At 40.8% G+C, this 12,882-nt stretch carries 10 protein-coding genes and 2 pseudogenes; 1 reads left to right on the plus strand and 11 read right to left on the minus strand.

What is annotated here, in order from left to right:
- From QNK26_RS03665 to QNK26_RS03680, 4 genes and pseudogenes are all read right to left on the minus strand, one after another.
- Positions 1–279 (minus strand): annotated as a pseudogene (locus tag QNK26_RS03665) (GTP cyclohydrolase); the annotation flags it as partial.
- A pseudogene (locus QNK26_RS03670) lies at positions 271–690 on the minus strand (NADAR family protein); the annotation flags it as partial. The pseudogenes QNK26_RS03670 and QNK26_RS03665, both read right to left, overlap by 9 nt.
- A 223-nt stretch (positions 691–913) precedes the next feature.
- Positions 914–1,585 (minus strand): cytochrome b/b6 domain-containing protein, encoded by a 672-nt coding sequence (locus tag QNK26_RS03675; RefSeq protein WP_319220910.1) that lies wholly within the window; start codon positions 1,583–1,585, stop codon positions 914–916.
- Between the two features lie 86 nt (positions 1,586–1,671).
- Positions 1,672–2,040, minus strand: a complete 369-nt coding sequence (locus QNK26_RS03680; RefSeq protein ID WP_319220911.1) for a rhodanese-like domain-containing protein — start codon at positions 2,038–2,040, stop codon at positions 1,672–1,674.
- A 308-nt stretch (positions 2,041–2,348) separates the two neighbouring features.
- Here QNK26_RS03680 and QNK26_RS03685 point away from each other — a divergent pair, with 308 nt between their 5' ends.
- Positions 2,349–2,807: a cytochrome C gene (locus QNK26_RS03685; protein ID WP_319220912.1), complete on the plus strand. Its 459-nt coding sequence runs from the start codon at positions 2,349–2,351 to the stop codon at positions 2,805–2,807.
- A 145-nt stretch (positions 2,808–2,952) separates the two neighbouring features.
- Here QNK26_RS03685 and secF read toward each other — a convergent pair whose 3' ends face one another.
- The 7 genes from secF to pulA all read right to left on the minus strand — a co-directional run.
- Complete coding sequence (secF, locus tag QNK26_RS03690) at positions 2,953–3,897, minus strand: protein translocase subunit SecF (protein ID WP_319220913.1); 945 nt, start codon at positions 3,895–3,897, stop codon at positions 2,953–2,955.
- An 11-nt stretch (positions 3,898–3,908) separates the two neighbouring features.
- On the minus strand, positions 3,909–5,753 hold the full coding sequence (gene secD, locus QNK26_RS03695; protein ID WP_319220914.1) for a protein translocase subunit SecD: 1,845 nt from the start codon (positions 5,751–5,753) through the stop codon (positions 3,909–3,911).
- Positions 5,754–5,782: 29 nt separating this feature from the next.
- Complete coding sequence (yajC, locus tag QNK26_RS03700) at positions 5,783–6,121, minus strand: preprotein translocase subunit YajC (RefSeq protein WP_319220915.1); 339 nt, start codon at positions 6,119–6,121, stop codon at positions 5,783–5,785.
- A gap of 119 nt (positions 6,122–6,240) precedes the next feature.
- Positions 6,241–7,380: a tRNA guanosine(34) transglycosylase Tgt gene (gene tgt / locus QNK26_RS03705; RefSeq protein ID WP_319220916.1), complete on the minus strand. Its 1,140-nt coding sequence runs from the start codon at positions 7,378–7,380 to the stop codon at positions 6,241–6,243.
- 133 nt (positions 7,381–7,513) lie between these two features.
- Complete coding sequence (gene queA, locus QNK26_RS03710) at positions 7,514–8,563, minus strand: tRNA preQ1(34) S-adenosylmethionine ribosyltransferase-isomerase QueA (RefSeq protein WP_319220917.1); 1,050 nt, start codon at positions 8,561–8,563, stop codon at positions 7,514–7,516.
- 222 nt (positions 8,564–8,785) lie between these two features.
- A complete protein-coding gene (gene tssJ, locus QNK26_RS03715; RefSeq protein ID WP_319220918.1) occupies positions 8,786–9,271 on the minus strand; it encodes a type VI secretion system lipoprotein TssJ in 486 nt (161 codons plus the stop codon).
- Positions 9,272–9,624: 353 nt separating this feature from the next.
- Positions 9,625–12,882: pullulanase-type alpha-1,6-glucosidase (gene pulA / locus QNK26_RS03720; protein WP_319220919.1), on the minus strand; the 3,258-nt coding region annotated here is incomplete at its 5' end.

Consider the following 12,882-nt stretch of genomic DNA (forward strand, 5'->3'; position numbering starts at 1 on the left):
AGCGACAATATTTTGCATTGCTTTTGCTAATTGAAAACCACAATCACAACGTGCACTAAATAAAGCATCTCCGGTTAAACATTCCGAATGCAAACGGATAAGCACAGGTTCACTCGGATCAAGTTTGCCGTAAACTAAGGCTAAATGCTCTTTACCTGTCGCCCGCTCGATAAAACCATTCATCTGAAAAGTACCAAATTCGGTTGGTAATTTAGCACTATCCACATAAGTAACAAGATTGTAAGGCTCCTGCTCAGCTAAATTACTGCGTACATCCATTAATATTTTGCCAAGTTCATTACGGCCACTACCATCTCCGCCATCTCCCCAGTAGCTGTCTTTATGTGAATGTTCAGTGAGTACTTGCTCGCCCGTGGCAACCAGTTTATAAGCATAAGATGGATTTTGACTAAACTTTTCAATGACAACATAGCGCATCACACGCTCACGTTGTACTGGCCAATCAGATTTTACAAACTGAGCATATTCACGGCTTAAACTAAAGGCTTCATCAGGCGTCTGCGCTTGACGAATTAAGCGTTGTAATTGTGGGTCGTTAAACTTTTGAGCTTGATAAAAATGCTCGCTACTGGGCCATGTAACACCTTCAATCTTAATCGGGGCCAATGCAAAATTTGACAGGAATCCGAAATCATCATTAGGTTCATAAAATTGTATTTCATCTATCATTTATTTCTACTCCATGAAAATAGATATTATCTACATATCAAACATTTGTAGGGAGACCCCACACGTAACAAGGAGTATAGTTTGGATAAGAAAGAATGACTTTTGGCGATAGCAATAGTGCTACAGGGTTAAAAAAATCAGACATTAAAGCGAACTATTTAGCTTTAATGTCTGCAGAAATAAGCTTTATGATTTATGTTTAAGCCAACTATTTACCAATGAATCAATAAAGTAAATAACCTAAGTTTTCATGTCCCCATTGCCACCAAATAACACCCGCAACAGATACAAAAATAATCCAAGCGAATAAACCATTCAGCATTTTGGGCTGTACTATCGAACTGACTAATTTATATTCCGCCACACCAGTGAACATGGCTTTTACTAAAGGCTGCTTTTTTAGTTTGTAAGCCGCGATAGCAACCACATGCAGGCCAATAACCCAAAGTAAAATATCAAAGTTTAGGTGATGTAACCAAGTCATGAAGCTCACCGTATCATCAGCAAAATATTGCGCTAATGGACCTTCTGATAAAATATCATCACTGGCACTTAAACCAGTAAATAACTGCGTAATGAGCAAGGCTAAAAATAATACCACCATACAGGCGCCAGCAGGGTTATGACCAAATTTAACCCGGTCAAATTTATTCTTATCTCGGAGGTAATCAAGCAAGGCTTTCGGGCTTTTAATAAAATAGCTAAACTTAGCGGTATCACTACCAATAATCCCCCAAATAAAACGCGTTATCCAAAGCGCAAGTAATGCATAACCAAACACAAAATGCCATTCCATTTCGCCGTTATCAGCGCAATACCATAATGCAAATAACAAGCTTACCTGTAACCAATGGTAGCCACGAATAAATCCGTCCCAAACTTTAACCTTAACCATACAATCCTCTGTAAAGAACAAGCGATAGACACACTCGTTAAAATTAGTTAACAGCGACTCTTATGTTTAGAATCACTTAACGCCAATTATAAACTAATCGGGTAACCTTTCATTTTCCACTCACGGATGCCGCCATCCATTGAAATCACGTCGGTGTAGCCCATGCGTTGAATAAACTCAGCGGATAATGCTGAGCGATAACCACCACCGCAATACAGCACGATACACGTATCTAATTCAGGATATTTAGCTTCTAAGTCGCGTTCAATAATACCACGTCCCATGTACTCAGCACCGCTAATACGGCTTGCTTGCCACTCGCTTTCTTCACGCACGTCAATAAGTACAAACGTTTTACCTTCGTCTTGCCACTGCTTCACATCATCACAGCTGCATTCTTTAACCACTTTACGTGCTTCGTTACACAAATCTAGAAATCGTTGACTATGAGCCATGTTGTTATCCTTCTCGGTTTAATAGCTGATTTTTACTCAACCATAATTTCATTTTATGCCTGATAATTCAATCACAAAGCGCATAAAAAAACGACCTATACAATTTTTAGTAAAAAAATATTAACATCAGGTTATTTGATTGGCGCTCGTCTTTTAGTTGGACTGGTTTTAGAAACTAATTGACTCATTTACGTGCAAAGAATCAAATCGACTTCTAAGATGTAGAATAAGATGTTGCTCATCTAACCTTTCTAAAATTATATATAGAGCAGTAGCAACACTTAACCAAGATATGTGGGAGTTATTGTATGAAATATTTATCGTTATATATGCTGGCTTTGGGCGCCACGATTTTAGTTGGCTGTGAATCAGGGCCTGACTCTCCTCAAGGTTTCAGTTTACCTAAAGGTGATGTCAGCAATGGCAAAATGGTATTTATAAAGTATAAATGCCAGTCATGTCATGCTCTTAAAGGAGTTGAACAATCGGGCATTATAGAAAATCCAGAGCTATCGGTGAGACTGGGGGGGACATCCCCCTTTGTTAAGACGTATGCAGACTTAGTCACTTCAATTATTAATCCGTCACATAAGATCGCCAGAGACTACCCGCGTTCAATGCTTCAAACTGATGGTGTATCAAAAATGGCCGTTTATAATGACGTGATGACGGTGACAGAACTTGTTGATGTTGTGTCATTTTTACAGCCTTATTACGAACTAGTACCACATTCTAAAACAGACTATCTCTATTATGAGTATGAGTAACACTTGGTTTGCAGCAACGCAGGCAAAAACAAGTTTAGAATTAATTTATATCAACAGATAGAAACTCTAATGATGTAAAAAACCCGCACTAGGCGGGTTTTATGACAGTCCAAAGACCAATACGTTAGCTAGGTTCCCCTAAGGTTTACGTCATTGGGTCTTGATCTGCACCTTCTTTTTCGACAACTGGCGGTAACATAGTTTCACGATTAACACCTAACTTCAGGGCTAGAGCACTGGCTACGTAAATCGATGAGTATGTACCAACCACGATACCAATTAGCAATGCTAAGGCAAAACCGTGGATCAGTGCGCCACCTTTGAGGAATAATGATACTAATACCATTAATGTTGTACCTGAGGTGATCAAGGTACGTGATAATGTCTGCGTTAATGAAATATTAACAATGTCCATAGCATCATCAATACGCAGGCGGCGGAAGTTTTCACGGATACGGTCAAATACCACGATAGTATCATTCAACGAATAACCAATAACGGTCAGTAGTGCCGCTAAGATTGTTAAGTCAAATTCAATCTGTAAGAGCGAAAAGATACCTAACGTGATGATAACGTCATGCGTCAGGGAAATAACAGCACCTGCTGCTAAACGCCATTCAAAACGTACACCAACATAAATCAAGATACAAATTAATGCCGCAAGTAGCGCTAGGCCACCTTGCTCGGTTAATTCATCACCTACGTTTGGACCAACAAACTCGATACGGCGCATTTCTACACTCTGATCATAACCTTGTAATACAGAAATAATCTGGCTACCAAGATGTTCACTGTCCAAACCTTCACGTGGTGCGATACGGATCAACACATCACGGCTTGAACCGAAATGTTGAATGATCGCATCATCAAACCCTTTTGCAGATAACAACGGACGGATCACTTCAAGATCTGCCGCGTTGTCATAACCCACTTCGATCACCGTACCACCGGTGAAATCAAGACCCCAATTAATACCTTTAACGGCAATTGAAGATAACGATAAAAGAACTAATAGCGCAGATAAAATAAACGCTGGTTTAGCCATTTTCATAAAGTGGATCGTGCGTTCTGTTTTAATAATTTCAAACATAATTAATCCCCTTAGATTGAAAGCTTATCGATCTTTTTATTACCCCAAAGGAAGTTCACGATTGCACGTGTACCAATAATTGAAGTAAACATAGAAGCGGCAATACCAATTGCGAGCGTAATGGCAAAACCTTTAATCGCACCAGTACCAACTGCAAACAAAATTATTGCGGTTAATAACGTTGTAATATTCGCATCAGCAATGGTTGATAACGCATTATCGTAACCACGGTGAATCGCTTGCTGAACGCTACAGCCTTCTTTTAGCTCTTCACGGATACGTTCAAATACCAATACGTTAGCATCAACAGCCATACCAATGGTTAATACGATACCAGCGATACCAGGTAGCGTCATTGTTGCTCCGGGGATCATCGACATAATACCAATAATCATGATGATGTTTGCACAAAGCGCAACGTTGGCAACCAGACCAAACTTACGGTAGTAAATCGCCATGAAGATAACGATAGCAATCATGCCATAGATCATCGCAGACAAACCGTTCTCAATGTTTTGCTTACCGAGGCTAGGACCAATAGTACGCTCTTCGACGATTTGCACTGGCGCAACTAAGGCACCTGCACGTAATAGTAACGCCAGGTTTTTTGCTTCGCTTGGGCTGTCTAAACCAGTAATACGGAAACTACGACCTAACTGCGCTTGAATCGTGGCAACGTTAATTACTTCTTCAATCTTCTGCAGTTTAGAGCTACCATCAGCTGCTTTATCACCCGTTGGCTTGTATTCAATGAATACTGTTGCCATAGATGTACCGATTGCTTTCTTCGTCGCGCGAGACATTTTACTGCCGCCTTGCGAGTCAAGATCGATATTCACTTGCGGACGACTAAACTCATCGGCTCCCGATGTTGCACCTTTGATGTGATTACCGGTTAAGATAACTTGTTTCTTCAGTACCACAGGGCGACCGTCACGCGTTGTATACTTTTGACTGCCGGCAGGCACTCGACTGCTGTAAGGGTCAGCTTTCGTATCAACTAAACGGAACTCTAACGTTGCTGTTGCACCTAAGATTTCTTTGGCACCCGCAGTATCCTGAACACCCGGTAATTCAACCACAATACGGTCTGCACCTTGGCGCTGTACTAACGGCTCAGCAACACCGAGTTGGTTAACACGGTTACGGATAATGGTGATATTTTGTTGCAAGGCGTATTCTTTGATTTCAGCAAGTTTGACTTCAGTCATTTTTGCCGACAAACTAAATTGACCGTTACTTTCACTGTCTGTTAACAGGACATCGGCATATTTATTTTTAATGAATTTTTCTGCTTTATCACGAGTTTCAACATCACGAAAACGCACTGTTACACCGTTGCTGTCTTTACGCACGGCAGTATAACGCAGTTTTTCTTCACGTAAGTCGGTACGGAAATCTTGCAACATTTGATCTTCTGCTTTCACTAACGCTTCTTGCATATCGACTTCAAGTAAGAAGTGAACACCACCACGTAAATCAAGACCTAATTTTAGTGGTTCAGCGCCAATGCTTTGCAGCCAATCAGGTGTTGCAGGGGCAAGGTTTAAAGCAACAATGAAAGTTTGACCAAGTTGTTCTTTTAAGATTTCACTAGCAAGTAGTTGCTGCTCGCTATCAGTTAAACGAATTAATACTTGGTTCTGTTCTAATGAAACACTTTTATAACTGATTTGTTGTTTATCGAGTTCTGCTTTAACTTTATCGAGAGTTGATACTTCAATAGCAGCACCACGTGCAGCAGAAACTTGAACAGCGGGGTCTTCCCCGTATAGATTCGGTGTGGCATAGAGTAAACAAATGGCGATCGTAGCGATCACCATTAGATACTTCCACAGAGGATATTTGTTTAGCACAATATTACCTTACTGGGATACGGAAAAGATTAAAGTGACTGCATGCTGCCTTTTGGCAATACAGCTGCAATGTAATCACGTTTAATCGTGATGTTTGTTGCATCAGCAATCGTGATCACAATGTAATCGTTACCGTCAGAGATCTTTGCTATTTTACCGACTACGCCACCAACAGTAAGCACTTCTTCACCTTTTGACAACGATGACATTAGGTTCTTCTGTTCTTTTTGACGTTTAGCTTGTGGACGATAGATCATGAAGTAAAAGATCACACCAAAAATACCTAGCATGATCAACATTTCGTAACCACCACCAGCTGGAGCAGAAACACCTTCAGCAGCAACTGCATTTGCAATGAAAAAACTCATTTTTATTTCCCTTTATAAATTTTAATATTGATAATGATAAACCAATCACATTACATTACTACTAAAGAGAAAGGTTTACCAAACTTAGATCGACATTCAGGTTAGTGTTTGCTTAATAATTAAGCGTCAGACTTCGCTAAAGGCGGCACTTCACGGCCTTGTTTAGTATAGAAATCAGTAACAAACTGCTCAAACGTATCAGAATCAATCGCGTCACGGATGCCTTGCATAAGGTTTTGGTAGTAACGTAGGTTATGCATAGTGTTTAAACGTGCGCCTAAGATCTCGTTACATTTGTCCAAATGATTCAGGTAAGAACGTGTGTAGTTCTTACATGTGTAGCAATCGCATTCAGGATCAAGCGTGCTAGTATCTGTTTTATGCTTAGCATTACGGATCTTGATAACGCCTTCACTGGTGAATAAGTGGCCATTACGTGCATTACGTGTTGGCATTACACAGTCAAACATATCAACACCGCGACGAACACCTTCAATCAAATCTTCAGGTTTACCAACGCCCATCAGGTAACGTGGCTTGTCTTCTGGAATTTGTGGACAAGTGTGCTCAAGAATACGGTGCATGTCTTCTTTTGGTTCACCTACAGCGAGACCACCAACAGCATAACCGTCAAAACCTATGTCTAATAAGCCTTTAACAGAAATGTCACGTAGGTGCTCGTAAACGCCACCTTGGATGATACCGAATAAGTTATTTTTGTTATCTAACTTATCAAAGTGATCACGTGAACGTTGTGCCCAACGTAAAGACATACGCATTGATTTTTCAGCTTCTGATTCAGTCGCAGGGTATGGCGTACATTCATCAAAAATCATCACAACATCAGAACCCAAATCATCTTGGATTTCCATTGAAGTTTCTGGATCTAAGAAGATCTTGCTACCATTTACTGGATGACGGAAATGTACACCCGCTTCGGTAATTTTACGCATTTTACCTAGGCTGAATACTTGGAAACCGCCTGAATCGGTCAGGATAGGACCCTGCCAGTTCATGAAGTTATGTAAACCACCGTGTTGCTTCATTACTTCCTGACCAGGACGTAACCACAGGTGAAAAGTATTACCTAATAGAATGTCAGCGCCTGTTGCGTCAACTTCTTCAGGCGTCATACCTTTAACAGTACCGTAAGTACCTACTGGCATGAATGCTGGCGTTTCAACAACACCACGTACAAAGATTAAACGGCCGCGACGTGCATTACCAGTCGTTTTATCTAATTCGTATTTTAACTTCATATAAACCTCAAGTCAGAGAAACAGTCTGACATTACTTCTCTCAAAAAATTCAAATAACATACCTTATTGGTAGTCATTTATCGTTAACTAATCAGTGGTGCGCTAATAAGCACTAACTCACTACTAATTAAATTTATACTGCGGTCTGTTTAGTCACAAACATCGCATCGCCATAACTAAAGAAACGGTACTTCTCAGTAATAGCGTGTTGGTAAGCTGGCATTACGTGATCATAGCCCGCAAATGCTGATAACAACATAATAAGTGTTGATTCTGGTAAATGGAAATTCGTTACCATGGCATCAACCAGTTGGAATTCATAACCAGGATAAATAAAGATCTCGGTATCATCAAAAAACGGCGCTAGCGGTAAGCCTTTTGCCATTGTTGCTTGCGCGGCACTTTCTAATGAGCGTACTGACGTAGTACCCACAGCGATAACACGGCCGCCATTGGCTTTAGTTTCTGCAATTTTAGCCACAACGTCTTCAGATACTTCTGCATATTCAGAATGCATATGGTGATCGAGAATATTATCAACACGCACTGGTTGGAACGTACCCGCACCAACGTGCAGCGTTACAAACGCCGTGTTTACGCCTTTTTCAGCTAACTGCGCTAACAATGCTTCATCAAAGTGTAAACCAGCGGTAGGCGCAGCGACGGCACCCGGCTTTTCATTATAAACCGTTTGATAACGTTCTTTATCTGAATCTTCATCAGGACGGTCGATATAAGGTGGCAATGGCATGTGACCAATGTCTTCTAATACTTCCAGTACATGACGTTCGTCTAAAAATTTAAGTTCAAATAATGCATCATGGCGTGCAACCATCTCGGCATTAACCGTGCCTTCTAAGATAAGTCGAGCGCCTACTTTCGGCGATTTTGACGAACGCACGTGTGCAAGCACAGAGTGGTCACTAATAACACGTTCAACAAGTACTTCGATTTTACCGCCAGAGGCTTTTTGTCCGTACATACGCGCAGGGATAACACGGGTATTATTAAATACCATCAGATCACCCGCTACAACTAAATCGAGGATGTCTGCAAACTGTTTATCTGCAAGCGCACCGCTATTACCGTTTAGTTGGAGTAGACGGCTTGAGCGACGATCCGCTTTCGGATAACGTGCAATTAACTCGTCAGGAAGAGTAAAATTGAAATCTGAAACCTGCATGAAGGTACCTTAAAATCGAACTTAAAATTGAAATAGTCCGCTAGTCTAGTTATCAACAGAGATAATATCAAGGGAAGAAGAGATTTGTTCCGATTATGACGGGTTAAATAACCACTTAATAACCTCAGCCTTAGATAGGGACTACGCTTATCAGCAAAAAGTCGGTACAGGCGTAGGGTGACGTTAACCTTATGGTTATCCGCTTGTTAGCTAAATAGACAATTAGTTATCCGCATAATAAATTTTATTATTCATCAAGCGAATATCAAACTCAGTATCAAACGACAAGACCCCGCCATCGAGCTTATGTAACCAGCGCCAACTGTCTTGTTCTGCGTTTCTAAACATAACAAACATGGCAATATACTCAGCATCATTAACTTGCACCAATTCATAATCTAATTTGGCATTGGGTTTTACGCTGAACACTTGTTTATCAACAAGGTCTGCGCCAAGGACCAATTCATCGGCTTGCCATAACTGATCAAAACTGGCATTGCGAAAAGCACTGACCGCCGATAATTGATAGATCCGAACCATTACCGGTAAAGATTCGTTATACTTGTTGCTATTAAGATCTGCAGAGGCGGATAAGTTTAATCGAACATCTGTGCTACTACACGCACTCAGCAGTAATAAAGCAGCGCTAGTTACAAGCAGCTTAAGCCATTTTTCAAAAGGGAGAAAAGAGGGGGTGATTGTTATCATACGCTTCAACATCCATTGTTATGAGCTAATAATTTAGAGGAGTGGTATCCATACCAATCCTTGTTATAGCAAAATCCCCCCCTAATATAAAACAACCTAAATGGGGAATACTCTGCTGATCACGACAGATCATCCTAAGAACAACACAAACAATAGCGGATTGCTGGCAAGTAAATGTCATAATTGAATTTATTCAAGGCTAGAACCATAAAATCAAGTCCTTAAGTCTAAATTCAATTTTATAAAAAAAGCAGCGCTAAGCGCTGCCTTACATGACGGTGAATGGTAACAAGCTCCATTGCATAATCATTGATGATGCGCCTCATATGAAATCAGACGCATCGTCTTTCTAGTTAAGGATGTACTTTTTCAAATACCGCCACAGACCATGCTGGGGTATTAATTTTATTGTTGGCTATACTCGATATACCAACACCATTTTGGGCTATAGATTGACTACCTCTGGTGGTTTGAATCGAATGTAAGGTATAACCTTCAGCATCAAAATTTTGAAAACCTTCGATTGCAGTTGGTGTCGCGTTAATCACAACCACTAAACCATCACGATCTTTATCAATAGTAGCGTTGTAGTTAGCCCCACTATTATCAATACTCATGACTATGACACCCACTGTTTGTGCACTGCCAGTATTATGAAATGTTACGCGTTGATTAATGTCAGTTCCGACCCCAAGAGTCAATAAACCCGAAGAGGCGCGCAATAATGCAAACTCTTCATAAAATGACTTCATATCGTTGATATTCTCAGCCGTTGGTATTGAATTTTCAGCCGAATTATCAATAACATCTTGAATGACTTTCCAATTACTACCATCTTTGTCTTCACGTGGTAAACCGACATCCCAATTATTATCTTGCGCAGTAAAATCAACACGGTTATACCAATCGCCTGAATCATAAGAATCACGCTGCATTGATTTAGATCTCAATAATTCACTGCCCATATGGGTAAATGGCACACCTTGACCTAACATTGCCGTGGCCAGTGATACCGCTTGCATACGAACACGTGTATCTGCATCGACCTCATAGCCAATCTTGTATTGGTTATTATCCCATAATGTTTGATTATCGTGTTTTGATACGTAATTTTGCACTTCCCATGCATCTTTCGCATAACCCGCAGCTTGGCCATTGTAATCTAACCCAGACCCTATGATGCTGTTATCTTTGCTATCAACAAATGGGTAATCAGCTAAATTACCAGCCATGCCTAAGCGCGTTAAATCGGCTAAATGTAATGCTGTTTCTTTAGTGACTTTATTTTGTTCATTGGCTAATACATATGCACCGTTACCAAACCCTTGGCCTTCTCGTAATCCTATTTCGGAATCAAATGGACCACCACCACGAACTGAGTCTCGGAGACGATCAGAGAATGTACCAACCCCCGTACCATGCATATTGGCTTGCGTTGCTTGGGTAAATTGACGGTCATTCTCTACTTCACCAAAGTTCCAACCTTCACCATAAAAGTAGGTATCAGGATCAACGGCTGTTACTGCAGCGAGTGAATCTAAGATCTGTGCTTTAGGATGATGCCCCATCAAATCCCAACGGAACGCATCAACCTTATAATCTTCAGCCCAAACTACCAGCGAGTCTGAAATCAATTTCCCCATCATCGCATTTTCAGGTGCAGTATTTGAACAACATGTTGAGTTTTCGACATCACCAGAGAGTTCATTTAAACGCTGGTAGTACCAAGGTACAATACGGTCTAACACTGACTTGTCACTGACACCCGCTTCATTGGTGTGGTTATACACAATGTCCATCACCACATTCATACCGATATCATTTTTAACCGCCATGACCATTTCACGAAACTCTTTAATTCGCATCATACCATCAGGGTTACTTGAGTATGATCCTTCTGGCACTGTGTAATGGAATGGGTCGTAACCCCAATTGAAACCATCCACATCTCGAACATAAGCATTTAAACGTTGAACAACTGCATTAGTCGGTGAATCACTTGGTAATAACTGCTCAAACACAGATTCAATTGTTTCACTACTGCTGCAATAGCCCGCAAACGCAGTATCATCTTTTATCTCAGGTTTTAGCCTACACAATTTAGAGAAAGGCTCATCAATATTCGCCACCTGCGAGCTATCTTCCTCGATAGTGGCTATATCAAATACTGGTAATAAATGCAGATGAGAAACACCCGAATCCGCTAATGATTTTAAATGTTTAACTGGGGCTGAATCACTTTGACTAAAAGCTGAATACTTGCCTCGACTTGCTTGCGGCGTAGATATATCTAATGCAGAAAAATCTCGAACATGCGCTTCATACAAAATAAATTCAGCAGGGTTGTTTTGCGCATGCGGCGCTTTTAACTCATCCCAACCAGCAGGGGTAACGGCTGCATTTTTTAAATCAATAACTTGACTCAATTCAGAATTCATTGAAAGGCTTAATGAGTAAGGGTCAGTGACTTGATAGGTTTCGATTTTGTCTGTCGCGGGATGATAAACGGTCACTTCATATTTGTAAAAATCACCGTGTGCGAGTGCTGTATTTTCTGCAACCCAACTACCGGAATTTTGATCAAAGGTCATCGGTATTTTTGTACCTTCGACCTTACTTTTACTATAAGGAACTAAACTAACAGATTGCGATGTCGGCGCCCATAAGCGGAAAGTGGTACCACTAGAGTTGATTGTAGCGCCAAATGTTTCGGATAGCGCTTGAGAGGCATAAAGTGCATCTAACGCACTCGCGGTCTGAACTTCTGTGGCTTTAATCACCCCAGAGGCATCCGAAGCGACTAAGATTAACTGACCTTTTAAGGCTTCTTTTAAAGTAATACCCGCCGTTGAAAAATCGAGTTCAAAAGCGATAAAATCCTGTGCCAGATGCGGTTTTTTTTCCGAACCCTGCCATTCTTCCGATGCACTTCTTGTGTCACTGCTGATCACACCATCAGCCGCAATGATTTTTTTGGTCGCGCTATCAAACGTCATACCGGCATTGTTCGCGTAATATAACTCCACCTTAGTCGCTTCTTTACTGTTGATTAACAATACGTTATCGTCAGCAAAAATAGCACTTGCTCCAGACAACTCAATGACATTCGAGGGTTTATTCGCTAGTGCATCATAATAGACTTTATCGGTGCCCTTAAAAAGGAAACCGATATTGCCTATTGCTGTCGAGCTATCAAATTCAAATTTAAGGTTAGCGCTTTGAAAGTCACCATTACTCTTGGTATTAGCAATGATATTAAGGCAGTTATCTGTACCGTTAACAGGAATATCCCAATAAATACCATAAGTATCGCTGACTCCCGTAGATTCAAGGCCTGGCCACTTAGAATCACTACCGTCTAAATTGCTGCACTCACCTTCATTCCATACATGCAGCCTAAAATCATTATTATCGCCATCCAGGGTATTCATGTACACACGAGCATGATTTGCAGGAACATCATCACTTGTGATCAGCTCTGGGTAAACGGCCGCCACTCCTTCTTGAGTAAAGACCTCAGATTTATCATTTGTTTGGGCTAGCTGCAGTGTGGAATTAAACTCACCCAAAGGTTTACTATTATCATCCCCTATCCGCGGAATAAAATTAAC

The sequence above is a fragment of the Moritella sp. genome, from assembly GCF_033791185.1.
Classification (GTDB): domain Bacteria; phylum Pseudomonadota; class Gammaproteobacteria; order Enterobacterales; family Moritellaceae; genus Moritella.